The sequence below is a fragment of the Chloroflexus sp. genome (assembly GCF_034431535.1).
Lineage (GTDB): Bacteria > Chloroflexota > Chloroflexia > Chloroflexales > Chloroflexaceae > Chloroflexus.
Genome location: NZ_DAOUDC010000019.1, coordinates 31,264 through 50,390 on the forward strand (window position 1 = coordinate 31,264; position 19,127 = coordinate 50,390).

The following is a 19,127-nucleotide window of genomic DNA, read 5'->3' on the forward strand; positions in this document are numbered from 1 at the left end:
CATAGGTTAGACATTCGCGTACTGATGAGACCATCCATCACACCACCTTTGCGGAGCCGGACAGCCATCCGGCTCCACCGCGCTTTTGCGTGTATCATCCTCTGCGCCGTTGCCCCCTCTGCGCCTTGGCGTTACCGGCCGCCGATCAGCTCCAGCGCGGTTTCGGCCCGTTGCCGCCACATACTCGCTGGGGCCTGATCGGCAACCAGCTCCAGCGCGGCCCGGCCATTGGCCCGATCACCGGTAGCGTTCAGCGCCAGGCCGTAGTAAAAGCGCGCCTCAACCCCAGCGCCGGCTGCCAGCGCAGCGGCGGCGGCAGCCTGCGCACCGGCGGTATCGCCGCAATAGTAGCGGGTACCGGCCAGCACCGTCAGCGCTTCGGGATCGGTGGGCAACACATTAACCACCGCCTGCACCGCCTGCAAACCGCTGGTACAACGCTCAAAGCCGCTGTCGAGATGAAAGCGAGCGACCAACAACACATAACGGGCGCGTTCGGCGACCGGCGCCGCGATCACCGCCTGTTCATACGCATCGGCGGCGGCGACAAAATCACGCTGGGCCAACGCAAGGCCAGCCTGCGCCAAAGCTAGCGCCGGCCCGCCGTGACCGGCGGCGCGCAACTGTTGCAACCGCTCGCCAGCCGCATCTAGATCACCGCCGTTGAGATAGGCCAGCGCCAGCAAGGGGCCAATGCGCGGATCATCAGGATGCGCGGCGGCCAATTGCTCCAGTTGTTCAACCCCTTGCTGCCGATCACCCAACCGCAGATGGGCATAGGCGCGGTAGATCGCCGCCGCCAAGCCGTGCGGCCCGGCGGGATCAACCTGCGCCAAAAACGCCAGCGCCAGCCGGTCATAACCAAGGTCGAGGGCCAATTGGCCGAGCAACTGCGGACGCGCCACCGGTTCAGCGGCGAATACAGCAGCAAGAGTGGCCGGATCGGAGGCAGGCGGCAAGAGCGGCTGGGCGAAGGGATCGGGCGGGAAGGAAGTTGCCGGTATGGTGAGGTCAGGGGTTGCAGCAGGGTCGAACAGTGCCGCCAACATAGCCCGTCGCCCGATCACGAAGCCGGCCCAATTGGCGGGCAGCGCATCGAGCGCAACAGCACGATACACCGCCAAAGCCTCTTCAATCCGCCCATTATGCAGATCATCATCGGCCAGCAGCAGATCGCGTTGCGCACAGCGATCGGGATCGCAGTGCGACATCGACTGCCATGTTTGGCGCGCTGCGGCGATGTCGCCTTCTATGGCCGCCACGCGGCCAAGATAGAGCACCGCGAGCTGGTAGTCGCGAGGGCGCAACCCAGCTTTGATAGCCGCGACCAAAGCCCGGCGGGCCGGATCAACCTCGCCGCGCACCGTGAGGACAATGCCCCGGTGCAAGGCGGCATCGCTGAGAGTCGTGGTCAGTTCGGTGTACGCAGCGAGCGCGGCGCGATAGTGCCCGGCGGCAAAGTGGGCATCGGCCCGGCGCAGCGCATCGTAGGGGTCGGGACGCAGGGCAATGAGCACGGCGGCCGCCGCCGCCAACGCCAATGTCACCCACGCGCCAAACTGTCGCCAACGCCACGCAATCACTCGTCGTTATCGTCTTCCGGGCGCGGTTCAGGGCGGCGGCGCGCCGACTGCGCCTCGCGGCGATTGCGGCACTTGGGGCAGCGGGTCGGCTCGTTGAGGAAGCCTTTATCGGCGTAGAACTCCTGCTCGCCGGCGGTGAAGATAAAGGTAGTGCCGCAACTGCGGCAGATTAATTCCATATCGCGGTAGAAGATCATCGCCATAGACGCCTGCCGGACGGTACGGGTTTGGTTGCCGGAATTGTATTGTACCATGAACAAGGCAGGGGTGGGGCGGTTTTCGGTCGCTGGGGAAGAGGAATAGCCACAAAAAGACACAAGAGGCGCGAAAACATTGTCGATGTTGCGTCTTTTGGTGGCTGTGACGCCCCGCCTCCGGCCCTGTTGGGGTATTAGTTTACCGCCGAGGACGCAGAGGAGGCGGAGAGGGCGGGTATAAGCGTTCCGGTATCCCTACCATCAAACTCGTTGTGTCGTCTGTGTCTTTGCGGTTGCCCTCACCCCCTAGCCCCCTCTCCCACCTTGACGGCGGGAGAGGGGGAGGCGTTGCGGTGCCGGAAAGGACACCCACTCAGCCAACGCAATGATCGCCACTCCCCAGCGCCAGTCGAAAGGGGCGAGGATGAGGGGCATATCATGCGTACTGCCGAGCGCGCAGAGGACACGGAGGAGGGTGTTCATTCCAACCCCTCTGCGTCCTCTGAGTCTCTGTGATTCCATCCTCCGCACCTCTACTCACGTTGCGGCTTGACGATGGCCCCTCCACCATCACGGCCACCTCTTCAGCATCACCGGCAACAACAGATTCGTCGTGCGCGCGGTAGGCGGCAACGGCGCGCCGGTCACTAACGAATCGGCCAGCCAATTCAAATAACATTCGAGATTGGTGTAACCTTCGAGGCCGGTAAAGAGCGCCGAGAGGCGCGTGTCATTGTGATCGGGCGCGTTTGGATTGAGGCCATACTGCAGCTCAAACCAATCCGGCATCCCATCGTTGTCGGTATCTTCCGGCGGCGCGGGCGGCGTGGTGAAATCGAGCGTCAGCGCATCGTTCGCGCCGGCTTGATTGCGCGGGGTCGGATCGATCACGCCGCTCGCGAGCGCCGCCATAAACCGCCGGTCTTGGGCATCGCGTGGAAACGCGCCGGCGTTAGCCAACATATAGGCGATCAGTTGATCAGCCGGCGTGTACGAGATCGGCGGAAAATCATGGCGCGCATTGAGCCGCTGCGCTGCCCCGAAATCAGTATTGGGATGGCTCTGGTCGAAGTCGTTGCAACAATACGCTAACTGATAATCGCGGTAATCAGGATAGAGATTAAGCTGATTGCCGGAAAAATAGAGCGCATTCTCGCTCACCGCGATCACATCGTACAGCATCAAACCGTAGGTGAAATCGCTGCGCGCCACCGCATAGTTGTTTACCCAGTTTAGATTGAGCCGGTATGGCCCGTTGGCCGGATCACCATTAACATCACGCCCGTACCAAATATTGATGCCGGGGTCCCACAACAGATTGCTTGAAAGTTCAAGATTGAGCGGGTGAGCTGCACAATCACTGAATTGCCCCGGTAGATCGGGATAGTTTGACGCTTCGCAGGTAATTTCCGGCAGACGGCCATCGAGCCGGTACCAGAGGTTATGGTGCAGAGAGAGGTTATTTTGCGGCAAATCAGGATGGGAATAGTTCAGCAATACGCCGCCATAGGGGGCGTGATCGCCAACGGTTTCGGCAAAAATCGAACGCTGGATCGTGCCTGACGAGGCCCAACTGATTTGGGCTACCTCGTCGGCGGCATTCGCGAACGAACTGTGGTCGATAATAAACGTGTGGACGCCATCGAGCCGCAACGCATCATCGAGCGCCGTCGGGTTGCCGTCAAGATGTACCGCCGGACGCGAGCGCAGATGGCGGACAATCAGGTTGCCGCAATTGTTTTGCTCGTAGTGACCATCGCAGATCAAACCGCGCACAATAATCCCGCCCGGCGAGGTTTGGCCGGCAATGGTGACGTTGCCATGGACAATGTTGGCCGCAGCGTCGATCACGCCACTCACTTTGAAGAGGATGTAGCGCGCGCCTTCTTGGCGCAACGCCCAATTGAACGATCCGGGGATGGTGCCGTTGGGATCGGCTTCGAGTGTGGTCACATAGATCACCTGCCCGCCGCGTCCGCCGGTGGCCTGCGCGCCGAATCCCTCGGCGCCGGGGAAGGCCGGCATAGTCCCCTGCGCCGGTTGCGGAAGCGCAGCAGGAGTCACGGTAGGCAGGACCGGCGGTTCAGCCGGAACGCGGGTGGCGCTGCTTGCCGCCAGCGGGGAGGAAGCCGGCGCAGTTGGGGAGTCCTGCGGCGGGGCAGCAAACGAGCATGCCAACAACCCGAAACTGGTCAGTAGCGTGAACAGCGAGCGGAGCAAGCGGTTGGGCAGGATGATGTTCATACACTCTCTACTCAATGACAATACCAGTCCATCCGGTTACGCTCAGCAGGCCGAAAGCTAGCGTTGACACGACCGCAAGAACGATCCGCCGCGCAATGGCGCCGGGTTGAGAAGCAACATTGCGCCGCCTTCCGGGCCAGACGAAAGCCCGAAACCAAGCACGACATCAGCTTGCTGCGCATCGTGTAAATAACTAGATTCTAGGTGATGGGATCGCCGATGTCAATGATATTTTAGACATGCTATGTAGGTGGGTGGAGATGATTGCGGGGCGAGGTCGAGCGGCTCTGCCGCTGTGTGGAAACCTTTACGCGCCGTTAGGCGGAGATTTCCATCGGAAACGGACACACACTAAGACGGTGTGCCTCCCCACGCTGAGCAAAAAACGCGAATCGGACGATCTTACAGCGGTCAAACTGGCTGCACCGGCTGCGAGTTATGCTGTCCGTCCCACCACCACCCGGTTCTTACCAGCGGCCTTCGCTTGTGCGAGGGCGGCAGTGGCAAGACGCAGCACCGTATCGGCGTCACGGACATGTTGGGGCGCCGAGGCCACCCCAATCGAGATCGTGACTGGAAACGGCCAGAGCTGCGAGCGTTCGATCACGCGCTGGCGCAACCGTTCGGCCAGCGCCGCCGCGCCGCTGACGCCGGTCTGCGGCAGCACGACCAGAAACTGATCGCCAACATCCCAACGCGCCAATAGGTCGCTAGGCCGCAACTGTTCGCGTAGGATGGTCGCGAGATCGTGGATCATCTGATCGCCGGCGACATAGCTCAATTCATTGTAGCGACGCAGATTGTCGCCATTGATCAGCAAGATGCTACAGGCATGGCTTTGGGCCAGCGCGTTGCTCATCAACTCAGCCAGCCGGCGACGGGCGGCGATGCTGTTGGGCAAGCCGGTAACTGGATCGAGATCGAATTGTTCTTGGTTGGTGAGCGTAGCCCCTAAAGCGGCCAGTTGCATGATCAGCCGGTTTAGTAACGCATCTTGATCAGCGATATCGGCAGTGAGTTGGCGCACAATAGTCGCCGGATTGCTGCCGGCGGGAATCTCGTGCCGCCGGATGAGCGGGAGTGCCGCGAGATTGAGCCGTTGCGCCTGCCGTTCAAACAGCTTACGCAGCCGCTCGATCTGGGCCGGCTTGGCCGCCGGTTCGTCAGGCGGCGTGACCATCACAAACTGCGTGTCGCTGGGTTGGTACAGCGTACCGGCTAGCTCTTCGCGCAGCAATAACGCCAACCAGCGCAAGCTGGCTGCAGTGGCCGGTTGCGGGAGGTGGATATCGATCAAGACGCACGGCACGGTGGGTTGGGCTAGCCATTCGGCAAAGGCGAGCAGGTTGGCGGCGCCGGTGTTTGGATCGCGGCGCAGCGCATCGGCGATGATAGGCATGCTTCCCTCTCACTCAAGCGATTGATGCAATTCTTTTGTATCGCCACGAAAAGACACAAAGACGTTGATGGCCTACATGCATAAACTATGATCGTCTGCTCGTTTGTGCACAAACATTACGAATGACCCGAAAGACAATGCCACAAGCAGGATAATATAAGCAATTATATCCTATCAGAATACCAAGTCGCTCGTAATTAAGGAAGCAGAGGTGGCTACCTATGCCCAACCCCTCTGTGCCCTTTGCGCCCTCACCCCCCAACCCCCCAACCCCCCAACCCCCCAACCCCCCAACCCCCTCTCCCACCTCACGGCGGGAGAGGGGCGCTGTCTGCTCCCTCCCCCAGCGGGGGAGGGCTGGGGTGGGGGCAACCGGTTGCTCCCGCAGAGGAGAGAATCAGTTCAAGCCTCTTTGCGTTCTCTGCGTTCTCTGCGCCTTGGTGTTTTACCCTCTGCGCCTTTGCTCGCTTGGCGGCTTGGTATTTCCCAGCCTTTCTATTCAACGATGCGCAGATGGTCGATCTGCCTGAGCGCAGCGCGGTCGCGCGCATCAACCGGCAAGCGCGCGCCGGGATAGGTAAACCGGTAGTAGCGCCCGCTAACCGGGCCGATCACAACCAACCCAGTGCGTCCCGTATACTCAACAAAGACCTCGTAACGGGGCCGATTCGCGGTTGAGCGGTCACTCGGCGCTCCGCCGCTCATCCCGCTCAGTGTCCGGTTCTTGCCGCAGCATGACATCATTGCCTCCTTGGAATGGCATTTCATAGACCACCGGCTTCGGCGCAGTCAACCGTTCGAGGATGATCGCACCGCCAGAAAAGGCGAACCAATACAAACCGGTTTCGATCCACGTCGCACCGTAGTACAACGCCACCGGGAGAGCGCACCACAAGCTCAGGCAATAGAAACAGTCGAGCAATTGGCCCCAAAAGCCAACGCCAGCCCACTGTCGCAGCCGCGCCAACACATCCCACGGGCCATCTTCGGCATACAGCAAATGGGTGATCCGCCAGATGGCGCATACGGCAATCAACAAGGTGATCGGTGACATAGACATCGTCCGAGTGATAGCAGGGTTGGCCGCACAGTCATGGCCAACCCTGCTCGCCGGTGTTACGCGACGGTCAGACTGTAAAAACTGAGCTTGTTCGGATGGTAGTCGTAGTTACAGCTCACGATCGTGCGCTTGTAGACCCGCAACTCGATCTGGTAGCAGCACTTCACAGGGAACGCACATGCCAAAGGAACGGTCAAGCGCAGGCCGCCGCCGCGCCAGTGCGGCGCTGTTGCCCCTTGCGCGCGCGCTGCGCCATAGTCGGGGCCGGCGAAATCGGCAGCCGGCACGGTTGGCGGCACTGCGATCGGCGTCAACGTTGCCCCCGGACAGGCAAGCAGATTGACCCGCCCGTTCTTGCCATACGTGGCTTCGAGGGTGTAGAAGGCCAGATGGTGATCGACATCGTAGGCGATGAAGTCAATCTCCAGCATGCCATCGCTGCCAATGACAATATTTGCGCATGGATTGGCCTCGGCGCCATTGATACGCACCGCGACTACATCAGCCGCCGGTTCGAGCGCGCTCGTGCTGTTATCAATTGCTAGCACGAGATAATTGTCGCGCTCGCTATTGCAGATCGGCAAAATCTGCGGCGCACCGAGTTGCGGATTAACGGCAGTGCCCGTATTGCGATAGCCAACCAACCGTACATAGTACACTCCATCGCCAAAGGTGTTGGCCGTCAGCCATGGCAGCAGCAGATCGCGGTTGCTGACCCAGAAGCGGCTCGTCCCCCATGTGCCGGGGCCATTGTTAGCCTCGAAGTAGGCGCGCGCCGGCGCCACCAACCGCCCGCTTACCGGCGTAAAGACGACCGGCACATTGTGAAAGCCGGTAGGGCCGGCGGGCAACGCCGGTCCCCAGAAGGTGCGCGTAAAGTTGCCCACCGCTGCTGCGGGCATTGGCTGCCATGGCCCCGCTGGATTGGTCGCCCATTCAAACTCGTAAAAATCGACTTGGGTTGCGCTGCCAAACAGACCGCCGATCAACACTGTACCGGCGAAGGGGCGATCGCCGTGAATGGCAGCCACACCGGGATTGAGATAGCCTGCCGGCGTCGCCGGCGCGCCGAGATTGCCGCCGATTGAACCGGTGAGACTGCTGCACACATTGGCGACCACAACACAGTTGCCTTCGGGTGGCGGTTGGTCATCAATACAGCACGCCGATTCATTCGCCACCAAGGTGACGCTCAGATTGGCCGGAACATTCCAGCGCGTATTGGCAATCGTTTCATCGACAATCACCCGCTCTTCACCTTGACAGGCCTGCGTCACACGAAAGATCAGATCAGGCGAGCAATCCCACCACGGTTGCCACGGCGCCCATGGCCAAAGCCGCAGTTGTTCGAGTTCGGGAATGAGCGGCAACCGCTCCAGCAAGTGTTCGCGCAACTTCGGCAGGGTGGCTGGGTCGAAAGACTGACTCAGCATAGCGGCAGCGCGACCATCGCGAGCCAACAGCGGCGCAAAGACCGCTAACGAAGGGCGGGGATCAGGAATCGGAATGGGGAAATCGGGCACTTGCTCGATCACCGGGCGCAGACGTTCGAGCAGATCCGGATCAAGTTGCCAGAAGCGCCGTCGCCACCACCACCACGGCCACCAACCGCAACACCACCGGAATGTCAGCGTGAAAGAGCCATCGGCGTCAGTGGTAGCGCACCCAACCTGTTGCCGGCTCGACCACCACCACCACCAATCGACATCGAACGCACACACCCGCGCTCCGGGCACAGGCAGACCATTGGCACAAATCACCCGGCCAGTGACGGTAAACTCGTGGCACCACCGCCGCCACCAGTGCCAATAGTAGGGCGAGATCGCAATCGGTTCCAGCTTGAACTTGCCCTCTTGCAACAAGCGCACCGATACCGTCCGGCTCATCGTTTGCAGGTACGGCAACTCATCATCAGCCGCATCGGGCGGTCCAACCACGATCTGCACCGTGTCCGGTGCATCGCCGATTTCGACACGCGCTACACCCCGACCCTGCTTATCAAAGCGGACGAGACTGGCATACAGCACTTTGCCGGCGCTCACCACCGCTACCTTCACCGGCGTTTCAGCAGTGACCCCTTCGATCCCGCTTGCATCAAGCGGGATGTCAAAGACGAGGCGGCGGATTCGCTTTTGGTCTGACATGGGGAAACCTCCCGGTCTGTGTTGGAACCCATGTATGGGTTCGCCTGATACGATACTCTCAGCGCACTACACGAGACACGAGGGTAGGTGGCAATTACAAAAGAATAATTAGAAGATACTATTCCATCGATAAAACCGATAGAAATAGTGATCTATTCACGTAATTGCAGAGTGAGACGCAAGAAAGTTGTGACAGAGGTCGTCGAACTAATACATTATTCTCGCCTTTCACGAATTTGTCTTATCGTCAACATACCAACAAACGTACCATTGGGCGTTTTTTTTGCCAACCAAATTTATTTTGAATATATTTTTAACAAAATTGGGAGATTGTGAGAATTTTTACTTAATGATGTGGCATTGCACAACTCATTTGTGAATGCCAAGATGTTCGCGCTTATCACCACTCATGATCGCTCCTCTTCCCATTGCGAGGAGACTCTGCTCTCACGCAATACCGACGAAGCAGCCACACTGGCCATATCATTTCCATATCATTCGGGTAACGTATATACGCCATGGCCGCCAACGCAGCCATCATTCCCGCCAGCTAGACTTGGCAGGCTATCTGCGCTGCCCGCCTGTGGTATGATGAATCACGACGTTACCGTTGCAAAGGATACTACTGCTATGTTCGACTTCGATTCCGCTTCTGCTCTCCGCATGCTGGCCGCTGAAGTGATGCTCGTGAATACCAGCGAAGACCTGATCAATGGTGATCAGCGAGCGGTGCGCTGCCGCGGCCAACTGCTGCTTGAGGCGCAAGCGGCGCACGACACGATTGTGACGCGGGCGCAGGCGCTCGGTTATACGCCGTTGTTTCAACACGATCCAGCCGGTGCCGCTATTCTTTTTGTCCCTACCCCGCCTAAAGTGCCACCCTCGCGCTTGTGGCTGGCCGTGCTGCTCTTTGTCCTGACCATCGTCTCAACCATGCTGGTTGGCGGGCAGGAGTATATCGAGAGCACCGGTCAGATCGTCTTTAACTGGGGCCACGCGCTCAGCTTCAGCGGCTCGCTGCTCGCGATCTTGCTCGCACACGAGTTGGGGCACTTTTTCGTCGCCCGCCGCGAGCGGGTGGCGGTGAGCTATCCGTTCTTTATTCCGATGCCTTTCTTTTTGCTCGGTACGATGGGTGCGTTTATCGCGATTAAGGATCTGGTGCCGAACCGGCGGGCGCTGCTCGCGATCGGGATTGCCGGGCCGCTGGCCGGATTGGTGGTGGCAATTCCAGTGCTGATGATCGGCTTGAGCATTTCGGAAGTGAAGCAGGTCGTACCTTTGCCGGGCACTTTTACCGAAGGCAATTCGCTGCTCTACGCTACGATCAAGATTCTGATCTTCGGGCGCTTTTTGCCCAGTGGCGGCGAGGATGTCTACCTGCACCCGATGGCCTTGGCCGGTTGGGCCGGCCTGCTGGTCACTGGTCTCAACCTGCTGCCTGCCGGCCAGCTCGATGGCGGCCATATCTTTTTTGCCCTGTTCGGCCCGCGTGCGGCCCGAATCATGAGCATGGTAGTCGCAGTAGCGTTGCTCGGCCTTGGATTTTTGTGGTCGGGATGGTTTATTTGGGCAGTGATGATTGCCCTGATCGGCCAGCAACGCAGCCCGCTCCGCAACGAAATCTCGCCGCTCACCGGGCCGTGGCGCTGGTTGGCGTGGTTGGGTATCGTAACCTTTATTCTGGTCTTTATGCCGGTGCCGCTGACGGTTATGAACCCCTAAGCGGTAAGCGATGGGGTGTCTTCACCCTTTAGCCACCAGCGAGGAGGGGCAAGATGGCTATGCTCGCTCCACCCGCTGCGTTTATCATCACCCCACGCCTGCTGCGGTACAATAGCCCGCACAGGATGCAGTGTGCAATGTTGGAGGAGCTATGAAGCTGTTGACCTACCGGTACGAAGGGGTTGAGCGGGTAGGAGCGCTGCGCGGCGACGAGGTGATCGATCTCTCGCTGGTGGCGGCGTCGATGCTGGAGTTGATCGAGGGCGGGCCGGAATTGCTGGCCGAGGCGCGGAAGGTGGTTGAGGTGGCAGCCGGCGGCCCGGCGCTGGCGGCGGTGGAATTGCGCGCCCCGATCCCGCGCCCGCGCAAGAATATCATCTGTCTTGGCATGAACTACGCTGCCCACGCGATCGAGTCGCTGCGCGCGAAGGGCTTGCCAGAGAAATTGCCGCAACATCCGGTCTTCTTTAGCAAGATGCCCACTGCCGTTAATCACCCCAACGCGCCGGTGCCGCTGATGGCCGATGTCTCGTCGCAGCGCGACTGGGAAGTGGAGCTGGCAGTGATCATCGGGAAGCGCGGGCGCGATATTCCGGCCAGCGAAGCCTACAATTACATCTTTGGCTATACCATTCTCAACGATGTTAGCGCGCGCGATCTGCAATCGCGCCATCATCAGTTCTTCTATAGCAAGAGTCTCGACGGCAGCGCGCCCATGGGGCCGTGGATCGTCACCGCCGACGAGATTCCCGATCCCCACGCGCTCGGCATTCGCCTGCGCCTCAACGGCGAGCTGGTGCAGAACTCGGTGACGCGCGATATGATCTTCGATATTCCCACCTGCATCGCCACCTTCAGCCACGGCATCACGCTCGAACCGGGTGATATTATCGCCACCGGTACCCCTGCCGGCGTTGGTATGGGCATGACCCCGCAGCGGTGGTTGCAGGCCGGCGACGTGATGGAGGCCGAAATCGACGGGATCGGCGTCTTGCGCAATGAGGTTGTCGCGTAACCCATAGAGGGGCGCACGGCGGTGCGCTTCATTACCACTATACCGGCGCAGCATGATATAATGCGCGCCGGTGTGATCGTTTTTTGATAAACATTCGTAACAAGGAGCGGCCATGGATCGACGGGTGGTAGTGACCGGCATGGGGGCGATTAGCCCATTGGGCCTCAGCGTAGCCGAACTCTGGCAAGGGATTGTCACAGCGCGTAGCGGCGTCGGCCCGATCACGCTGTTTGATCCCACCGGTTTTGATACCCGGTTTGCCGCTGAAGTCAAAGGCTTCGATCCAACCAACTATATGGATCGGAAAGAGGCCCGCCGCACCGACCGCTTTGTCCAGTTTGCTGTGGCCGCCACCAAAGAGGCGCTGCGCGACGCCGAATTAGAGATTACCCCCGCCAACCGCGATGAGATCGGCGTCTTTATTGCCAGTGGCATCGGCGGCATCGCGACGCTCTCAGAACAGTTGGAGGTATTGCGCAGCCGTGGACCGGGCCGTATCAGCCCGTTCCTCATCCCAGCTATGATCACCAACCTCGCCGCCGGGCAGGTCTCGATCGTCACCGGTGCGCGCGGGCCAAGCTACTGCGTCACCTCGGCCTGCGCTAGCTCGGCCCACGCGCTGGGCGAGGCTGCCGAGACGATCCGGCGCGGCTGGGCCAAGGCGATGATCGTTGGCGGCAGCGAGGCCAGCATTACCCCGATCGGGGTGGCTGGCTTTAACGCGATGCGTGCCCTTTCGACCCGCAACGAAGACTATGCGCATGCCTCCCGCCCCTTCGACGCCGAACGTGATGGGTTTGTGATGGGTGAAGGCGCAGCGGTGCTTATTCTCGAAGACCTTGAGTTCGCCCGCGCCCGCGGCGCGCGTATTCTGGCCGAAGTGGCCGGCTATGGCGCTACCTCCGACGCTTACCACATCTCGAACTTGGCCGAAGACGGCGAGGGAGTGGCCCGCGCTATCCGGCTCGCGCTGCAACGGGGCGGTATTGCTCCCAGCGAAGTTGATTACATCAATGCCCACGCCACCTCGACCCCTGCCGGTGATCCGGTGGAAACCGCCGCGATCAAGCAGGTCTTTGGCGGGCGCGAGCAGTCGCCGCCGGTCAGCGCCAGCAAGTCGCAGTTTGGCCATCTGCTCGGCGCCGCCGGTGCGATCGAGACGGTGGTGACGGTACTGGCCATGCAGCACAATCTCTTGCCGGCGACGATCAATTTGCAGCAGCCTGACCCGGAATGCGATCTCGACTATGTGTCCAACCAGCCGCGTCCGGCGACAATTAACGTGGCTCTGAGCAACTCGTTTGGATTTGGCGGGCACAATGTCTGCCTTGCCTTCCGTAAGTATCACGGGTAATCACGATGGTCGACCGGCTAGCCGCCCTCGAACGGGAACTCGGACTCGCCTTTCGCGATCGTAAGCTGTTGCAGACGGCGCTGACCCACCGTTCGCTCTTGAACGAGCAGTCGCATCTGCTACGCGAGCTGACCGATAACGAACGGTTGGAGTTTCTCGGTGACTCGGTGCTGCATTTTGTTACGACGACGTGGTTGTTTACCAACTTTCCCGATCAAGACGAAGCCACGCTGACTCATTGGCGGGCGGCGCTGGTCAGCACCAAAGGGCTGGCCGAGTGTACTGCCCAGCTCAATCTCGGCCAGTATGCCTATCTCTCGCGGGGTGAAGATAATCCGGTGGGGCGGCGGCGTCCGGCCTTGCTGGCCGATCTGTTCGAGGCGCTGATCGGCGCGATCTATCTCGATCAGGGGCTGGAAACGGCGATTGAATTTATTGTGCCCTTCTTGCGCGCACGAATTGATAAAATCCGCCAGAGCGTGACCGACCCGACCACCGCCTTGCAAGAGCTGGTGCAAGCTCGCCACAAGAGCTTGCCTGCTTATCGCCTGATCGACGAGCGCGGCCCCGACCACCGGCGCGAATATGTGATGGCCGTGCTGGTGGAAGGAACAGAATATATCGGGAGCGGCCCCAGCAAAAAAGAGGCCAAAAAAGCCGCGGCCCAAGCCGCGCTTGCTGCATTGTGTACAGCCGCACAGCGTGCGGCTCCCAACGATACGGCCTAGCCCAGTATAGCCGCACGGCGTGCGGCTCTCATCAATCGACTCACGATGAACACCACCTACCTCATCACCGGCGGCACCGGCTATCTTGGCAGCGCACTGATCCGTCATGCCCGCGCGCGTGGCCTCCCGGTCGTCGCTACCTTTCATAGCCACACCCCGCCGGCCCAACCCGGCGTGATTTGGCAACCGCTCGATCTGCGCGATCCGGCGGCAGTGAGCGCCCTCATCACTGCCGTGCAACCCGCTGCCATCATCCACACCGCCTTCCGCCAGTACGAACCCGACCTGATGGCGATCACCGGCGAAGGCCCCGGCTACATCGCTGCTGCCGCGGCGCAGATCGGCGCGCGCCTGATCCACATGTCGAGCGACGTGATTTTCGATGGCGAAAAAGCCGGCGCCTACACCGAAGCCGATCTGCCCAACCCGATCACTGATTATGGCCGGGCCAAGGCCCGGGCCGAAGCGCTGGTGCAGGCGATCTATCCGGCAGCCGCGATTGTACGCACCTCGCTCATCTACGGCTTCGATCCGCTCGACCGCCACAGCGCCTTTGCACTGGCCGTAGCGCGTGGCGAACGGACGGAGAAACTCTTTTACGACGAGCTGCGCTGCCCCGTGTTCGTTGATGATCTGGCAGCGGCGCTGCTCGATCTGGCGCAGAGTGATTATCGCGGGGTGATCAATCTGGCCGGCACCGAGACGATCAGCCGCTACGAGTGGGGCCGGCTGCTCGCCCAAGCGTATGGCCTCGACCCAAACCGTATCGCTGGTGCGTTCAGCGCCGAAAGCCCCACCCCGCGCCCGCGTAACTGCGCGCTCGACATCAGCCGCGCCCTTGGGTTGGGATACCGGCTGCGCGGCCCGCGCGAGGTGTTGCGCACTATAGGCCGGTTGCCGGCGCTCGATTAAGGAAAGACGGCGACTTCCGCTGGCGGCGCAAACGGCTGCACATACCTAGTTAGGGCCTGTGCAGCCGTCGATGAGGTATTGACGAACAACACACTGATCTCATCGGCGAAGATCTGTTGCCAGTCGGGGTGAAGGGCGAGCAAATTGGCCGGCGGTGAATCGCGCTGGATCAGGATAGCATCCGGCGGAGCGTAACGCAGAATCGCTTCCCAATCGTTCAAGCCGGTGTGGAAGTCGAGATATTGTTCGTAAATGTGATGCGGATAGACCGTTTCACGCCGGCCATCCATCCCCACTTGCACTGCTGGGCCAAGGTGCCAGATCAAAAACTGGCCCCAGCCAAAATCATTCATCAACTTCCCGCGAAAATCGCTCTCGCGCAACAAAATCATGGCGTTGTACGGCATGTTCATGCCAGAAGCAAAGCGCCACGAAAAACCAAACATGCCGCTGGCTATGACCACAATGGCTAAGACCCACGGCACGGCTTGCAGTTGGCGCGGGATCGCGATGTCGCGTTGCTGCCGCATGATCTGATGCCATGCCACACCCACATGCTCGCCGATAAAGATTGCGAATGCCAACCCCATCAACGGCAAATGTCGCACTGCCATCAGCGGCATCACCGCCACCAACGCGAACAGACCGATCAATACCGGGCGGCGCGGTAAAGTTGAAAAATACACGCTCAGCAGTGCGAGACCGACAATTGCGAGGTAGACGAGACCGAGCGAACTCCGTACTGCAAGCGGCGTCCAGTCAGCAATTTCAGGCCGGTCGCCGGTAGCCGTCTCCAACAGAAAGCGCAAGAGATCCCAGCCGTAGGGATTGGCCAGCGTAGCCAACGCGCTCAACGCCACCGGCGGCGCTACCTGAAGCCAACGATGGCGATTGAGCGCAAGATGGGCGATTGTCCATACCCCAAGCACGCCGCAACCAGCTAGAAAGCCGCCGTGCAGATTCACCCACGTTGCTACGACCAATGGCATCAACCACAAGCCGCGGTAATAGCCATACTCGGCCCGGTCAATGATGATAAGCGTGATCGCAAACAGGAGAAAGGTAAAGAGTTGCGGGCGTACCACCGTATTAAATGCAATCGTCGCAGCGACCACGCAGAGCCAAACGATCACGGTGGGAATGAACGAAAGCTTTTTCACGCCGGTCAACCACCACAGCACGATTGCCAGCGTCGCCATATAGACGATGAGCCGTAGCAGAATCAGACCGCGTTCATTGCCGGCCAGCCATGCCACCCCCATCGTGACTTCCATCAACCACTCGTGGTTAATCCACGGATGACCTTGCGTTAGGTAGGAATAGGGGTCAACCTTCGTGATTGATCCGCTCGCGATAGCATCGAGACCAAAGCGTAAGTGCCCCCACAAGTCGGGATCGGTGTAAGACTGCAAACTTACCACAACAATGATCGACCACACCAACGCCATCAGCGCTTTGTGCCAGTTCGACCACGATAGCTGCTGCGGAGGTGAATGTTCGCGCATACCTACTCCACTGGAACGAGCGATGTCACGCTCATCATTGTACCCGGCGCCTATTACCAAAATGCGCCGCGGTCGCTACCGGTTAGAATTCGGTAATCACCGTCACCCCCGCCCCACGAAAGCTGTCGAGATCGACCAGCGCCGCCGGCGCTTCGTCCAGCCGGATCGTGCGCCCGATCAAGCGTTGCGGTTGCACCTTGCCCGACTGGATCAAATCGAGCATGGCGTCGTAGCGGTGGGCTTGCATCCCGTGGCTGCCCATCATCACCAGCTCGCGGGCCACGACAATATCCATCGGCAACGGCGGCATGCGTTGCGCGGCCAACAACAGCCCCACTTGCACATGGCGGCCCCGTTTGCGCAAGCTGGCGATCGAGTTAGCGCAGGTGGTTGGACTGCCCAGCGCATCGAGCGACAAATGCACCCCGCCGCCGCTCAGATCGCGCACCGCGCTCACCACATCAGCTTCAGCCATCGCATCAACCACCGCAGTTGCGCCAACCGCGCGCGCCAGTTCTAACCGCTCTGGATTAATATCGATCCCGATTACTTGCCCGCCTAACGCGCTGGCCAGCATAATCGCCGACAAGCCAACCCCGCCGCAGCCATACACCGCCACCCACTCGCCGGCGCTGACCCGGCCCAGATCAACCACGGCACGGAACGCGGTCGCGAACCGACAACCGAGACTGGCGGCAGTAGCAAAGCTCATCTCATCAGGCAAGCGCACCAGATTGAGATCGGCGCGATCAAGCGCAACATATTCGGCGAACGATCCCCAGTGGGTGAATCCCGGCTGAAACTGGTGATCGCACACCTGCTGCTGACCGGTTTGGCACTGCGGGCAAACGCCACAGGCGCAGACGAAGGGCGCCGTCACTCGATCGCCAACCCGCCAACGGGTGACGCGCTCGCCAACTGCGACCACTTCGCCGGCCAGTTCGTGCCCCGGCACATGCGGCAGCTTAATGTCGGGATCGTGCCCCATCCAGCCGTGCCAATCGCTGCGGCACAGACCGGTGGCGCGCACCGCCAGCACTACTCCATCGGGTGATGGCGCGGGATCAGGCAGATTGGCAATCCAAGGCATCTGGCCGAAGGCTTCGTAGTAAACAGCGCGCATGAGGCTACTCCTCTGCAAATGATGGGTTACTTGCCATCATCGTGGGATGAAGCAAGAGACTGCGGATCAAGCTACGCCACGTATTCTACCATTATCGTCTTCAAGCGGACTTCATCACCTGGCCCTGTCTCATCTGGTATAATACTCCGCTGGCGATCCTGCGGGTTGGCGAATTGGATGGTCTATGGAACAGCTCAACCACCTTAATCCGGCGCAACGCGCCGCCGTGACGGCGCCGATCGGGCCGGTGCTGGTCAAGGCTGGCGCCGGCAGCGGCAAGACGCGCGTGCTGACGTTGCGCATTGCCTATTTGATTACCCATTACGGCGTGTCGCCGTCGCAGATATTGGCCGTCACCTTTACCAACAAGGCGGCGCGCGAGATGCGCGAGCGGCTGCGCGGTCTGCTTGGCGCGCGCATTCGCGGCCTCGCCAGCGGCACCTTTCACGCCGTCTGCACCCGCATCCTGCGCGAGTCGATTGAAGGCCGCCTGAAGGGCTATACCGCATCGTTCTCGATCTACGCCGGTGATGAACAGTTGCAATTGGCTGCCGAGGCCTTGGCCGGCGTCACCGAAACGCCGCCGCGTATGATTGAAGCCGATGAGATGCTGCGCCTGATTTCCCGCGCCAAGAGTCGCATGCTCACCCCACGATTGATGGCCCGCTTCGCCGCCGATCCGCTCGACCGCTTCGTCGCCGCGTGCTACCGCCGCTACCAGCGCGCTCTCGAACAGGCCAATGCGCTCGATTTCGATGACCTGATCCTCACCGCCTACCGCCTGCTCAGCGAAGACCATGATCTGTTGGCGACCTACCAGCAGCGCTGGTCGCACGTGCTGGTTGATGAGTATCAAGATACCGATCCCAGCCAGCACGCCCTGATCGAGCTGCTCACCCGCCCAACCGCCAACCGTCCCCGTTCGCTGTTCGTGGTTGGCGATGCCATGCAGAGCATCTACGGTTTTCGCAATGCCGATCACAGCATTATCAGTCGCTTTGCCACCGATTTTCCCGACGCACAGGTGATCGAGCTGGCGACCAATTACCGCTCGCGCCAGCCGATCCTCGATGCGGCCTATGCCATTATTCGCCATAGCCGCAGCGTGGCCCCCATGCAGTTACGTGCCGCGGCGACAGTCGCCGCCGAGCGGTGTGTGTTGATCAGCGAAGCTAAGGATAGCCGCGAAGAGGCTGAGCAGGTGGCCCGTTCGATTGCCGAGCTGCAACGGCAAGGCCGCCGCTTGCGCGAAGTAGCGGTGCTCTTCCGCACCCGCCACATGAGCCGCCCGCTCGAACAGGCGTTGCGCCATGCCCGCCTGCCCTACGTGGTGCGCGGCGGGGTCAGCTTTTTCGACCGGGCCGTAGTGCGCGATGCGCTGGCTTATCTGCGCTGCATCGCCAATCCTGCCGATAGCCTGAGCCTTACCCGGATTGCCAATGTGCCAGCGCGCGGGTTGGGCGGGCAGGCGCTAGCCACCATCGCCGCCTTTGCCGCTGCCCAAGCGATCCCGCTCAGCGAGGCGCTCGGCCACGCCGCCGCTATCCCCGGCCTTAGCCCGCGCGCGGTCGAAGGCGCCCGCCGCCTGTTTGCCCTGCTCCAACGCTGGCGGCGGCTGGCGACGGGCACGATGCCGCCCGATCATCTGCTGGCCGATGTATTGGAACAGAGCGGCTATATGGCCGCTCTGGCCGAACGGTTCGACGCCGAAGAATTGGCCGAAGCGCGCGCTCATCTGCAAGAGTTGCTGCGCGCCGCTGAAGAGCATACCGAGCTGAGCTCGTTCTTGCAGGAAGTGGCCCTGATGACCAATACCAACGATGACGACGATGATCGTGATCGGGTGCAATTGCTCACGATTCACGCCGCCAAAGGGCTGGAATGGCCGTTTGTGTTTGTGGTCGGGTTAGAGGAAGGCACCTTGCCCCACGAACGCAGCCTTGGCGACCCGGCCAGCCTTGAGGAAGAGCGGCGGTTATGCTATGTCGCTATCACCCGCGCCGCCGAACGGCTCTACCTATCGTGGACATCCAGCCGCAACCGCGGCCAGCGCCTCAAACCATCCCGCTTCCTCGACGAAATTATTGCCTTTGGCCGCGAACGAACGGGGGCGTCGCACGCGACGCCCCCGTAGGGGC

Annotated in this window: 14 protein-coding genes and 1 pseudogene; 6 read left to right on the forward strand and 9 right to left on the reverse strand. The window is 60.7% G+C overall.

From position 1 onward, the window contains the following. Nucleotides 1–131 precede the first annotated feature (131 nt). From U9R61_RS05565 to U9R61_RS05595, 7 genes and pseudogenes are all read right to left on the reverse strand, one after another. Entirely contained in the window at nt 132–1,583 is a 1,452-nt protein-coding gene (locus U9R61_RS05565; RefSeq protein ID WP_322487829.1) for a tetratricopeptide repeat protein, read from the reverse strand. Nucleotides 1,584–1,633: 50 nt separating this feature from the next. Further along, nucleotides 1,634–1,780 (reverse strand): annotated as a pseudogene (locus U9R61_RS05570) (zinc-ribbon domain-containing protein); the annotation flags it as partial. Nucleotides 1,781–2,350: 570 nt separating this feature from the next. Then, entirely contained in the window at nt 2,351–4,024 is a 1,674-nt protein-coding gene (locus U9R61_RS05575) for a hypothetical protein (RefSeq protein ID WP_322487831.1), read from the reverse strand. A gap of 436 nt (nt 4,025–4,460) precedes the next feature. Beyond that, nucleotides 4,461–5,423 carry a GGDEF domain-containing protein gene (locus tag U9R61_RS05580; protein WP_322487832.1) on the reverse strand — a complete coding sequence of 321 codons (963 nt, stop codon included), beginning with the start codon at nt 5,421–5,423 and terminating at the stop codon, nt 4,461–4,463. A 495-nt stretch (nt 5,424–5,918) separates the two neighbouring features. Further along, entirely contained in the window at nt 5,919–6,128 is a 210-nt protein-coding gene (locus tag U9R61_RS05585) for a hypothetical protein (RefSeq protein ID WP_322487833.1), read from the reverse strand. Continuing rightward, nucleotides 6,106–6,477 carry a hypothetical protein gene (locus U9R61_RS05590; protein ID WP_322487834.1) on the reverse strand — a complete coding sequence of 124 codons (372 nt, stop codon included), beginning with the start codon at nt 6,475–6,477 and terminating at the stop codon, nt 6,106–6,108. Before U9R61_RS05590 ends, U9R61_RS05585 begins: the two co-directional genes overlap by 23 nt. Nucleotides 6,478–6,539: 62 nt before the next feature. Then, nucleotides 6,540–8,627, reverse strand: coding sequence for a carboxypeptidase-like regulatory domain-containing protein (locus tag U9R61_RS05595; RefSeq protein ID WP_322487835.1), 2,088 nt, complete (start codon nt 8,625–8,627; stop codon nt 6,540–6,542). 630 nt (nt 8,628–9,257) lie between these two features. Between U9R61_RS05595 and U9R61_RS05600 the strand changes: the two genes are divergently transcribed. The 5 genes from U9R61_RS05600 to U9R61_RS05620 all read left to right on the forward strand — a co-directional run bounded on the left by U9R61_RS05600 (nt 9,258) and on the right by U9R61_RS05620 (nt 14,361). Continuing rightward, nucleotides 9,258–10,352 (forward strand): site-2 protease family protein, encoded by a 1,095-nt coding sequence (locus U9R61_RS05600; RefSeq protein ID WP_322487836.1) that lies wholly within the window; start codon nt 9,258–9,260, stop codon nt 10,350–10,352. Between the two features lie 151 nt (nt 10,353–10,503). Continuing rightward, nucleotides 10,504–11,367, forward strand: coding sequence for a fumarylacetoacetate hydrolase family protein (locus U9R61_RS05605; RefSeq protein WP_322487837.1), 864 nt, complete (start codon nt 10,504–10,506; stop codon nt 11,365–11,367). Nucleotides 11,368–11,479: 112 nt separating this feature from the next. After that, nucleotides 11,480–12,721, forward strand: a complete 1,242-nt coding sequence (fabF, locus tag U9R61_RS05610) for a beta-ketoacyl-ACP synthase II (protein ID WP_322487838.1) — start codon at nt 11,480–11,482, stop codon at nt 12,719–12,721. 5 nt (nt 12,722–12,726) lie between these two features. Then, on the forward strand, nt 12,727–13,449 hold the full coding sequence (rnc, locus tag U9R61_RS05615) for a ribonuclease III (RefSeq protein ID WP_322487839.1): 723 nt from the start codon (nt 12,727–12,729) through the stop codon (nt 13,447–13,449). Between the two features lie 45 nt (nt 13,450–13,494). Next, a complete protein-coding gene (locus U9R61_RS05620) occupies nt 13,495–14,361 on the forward strand; it encodes an SDR family oxidoreductase (protein WP_322487840.1) in 867 nt (288 codons plus the stop codon). On the opposite strand, the gene U9R61_RS05625 is transcribed toward U9R61_RS05620, so the two are convergent. Next, nucleotides 14,358–15,866, reverse strand: a complete 1,509-nt coding sequence (locus tag U9R61_RS05625) for a hypothetical protein (protein ID WP_322487841.1) — start codon at nt 15,864–15,866, stop codon at nt 14,358–14,360. The genes U9R61_RS05620 and U9R61_RS05625 overlap by 4 nt on opposite strands. Nucleotides 15,867–15,948: 82 nt before the next feature. After that, nucleotides 15,949–16,989: a zinc-dependent alcohol dehydrogenase family protein gene (locus tag U9R61_RS05630; RefSeq protein WP_322487842.1), complete on the reverse strand. Its 1,041-nt coding sequence runs from the start codon at nt 16,987–16,989 to the stop codon at nt 15,949–15,951. A 184-nt stretch (nt 16,990–17,173) separates the two neighbouring features. Between U9R61_RS05630 and U9R61_RS05635 the strand changes: the two genes are divergently transcribed. Further along, nucleotides 17,174–19,123: an ATP-dependent helicase gene (locus tag U9R61_RS05635; protein WP_322487843.1), complete on the forward strand. Its 1,950-nt coding sequence runs from the start codon at nt 17,174–17,176 to the stop codon at nt 19,121–19,123. The last annotated feature ends 4 nt before the right edge of the window (nt 19,124–19,127 follow it).

Bases quoted from the DNA above. Each gene is read 5' to 3' on its own strand.
- U9R61_RS05575 (WP_322487831.1), bottom strand. From the start codon at position 4,024: ATGAACATCATCCTGCCCAACCGCTTGCTCCGCTCGCTGTTCACGCTA.
- U9R61_RS05625 (WP_322487841.1), bottom strand. From the start codon at position 15,866: ATGCGCGAACATTCACCTCCGCAGCAGCTATCGTGGTCGAACTGGCAC.
- U9R61_RS05605 (WP_322487837.1), top strand. From the start codon at position 10,504: ATGAAGCTGTTGACCTACCGGTACGAAGGGGTTGAGCGGGTAGGAGCG.
- fabF (WP_322487838.1), top strand. From the start codon at position 11,480: ATGGATCGACGGGTGGTAGTGACCGGCATGGGGGCGATTAGCCCATTG.
- U9R61_RS05635 (WP_322487843.1), top strand. From the start codon at position 17,174: ATGGAACAGCTCAACCACCTTAATCCGGCGCAACGCGCCGCCGTGACG.
- U9R61_RS05620 (WP_322487840.1), top strand. From the start codon at position 13,495: ATGAACACCACCTACCTCATCACCGGCGGCACCGGCTATCTTGGCAGC.
- U9R61_RS05600 (WP_322487836.1), top strand. From the start codon at position 9,258: ATGTTCGACTTCGATTCCGCTTCTGCTCTCCGCATGCTGGCCGCTGAA.
- U9R61_RS05595 (WP_322487835.1), bottom strand. From the start codon at position 8,627: ATGTCAGACCAAAAGCGAATCCGCCGCCTCGTCTTTGACATCCCGCTT.
- U9R61_RS05630 (WP_322487842.1), bottom strand. From the start codon at position 16,989: ATGCGCGCTGTTTACTACGAAGCCTTCGGCCAGATGCCTTGGATTGCC.
- rnc (WP_322487839.1), top strand. From the start codon at position 12,727: ATGGTCGACCGGCTAGCCGCCCTCGAACGGGAACTCGGACTCGCCTTT.
- U9R61_RS05590 (WP_322487834.1), bottom strand. From the start codon at position 6,477: ATGTCACCGATCACCTTGTTGATTGCCGTATGCGCCATCTGGCGGATC.
- U9R61_RS05580 (WP_322487832.1), bottom strand. From the start codon at position 5,423: ATGCCTATCATCGCCGATGCGCTGCGCCGCGATCCAAACACCGGCGCC.
- U9R61_RS05585 (WP_322487833.1), bottom strand. From the start codon at position 6,128: ATGAGCGGCGGAGCGCCGAGTGACCGCTCAACCGCGAATCGGCCCCGT.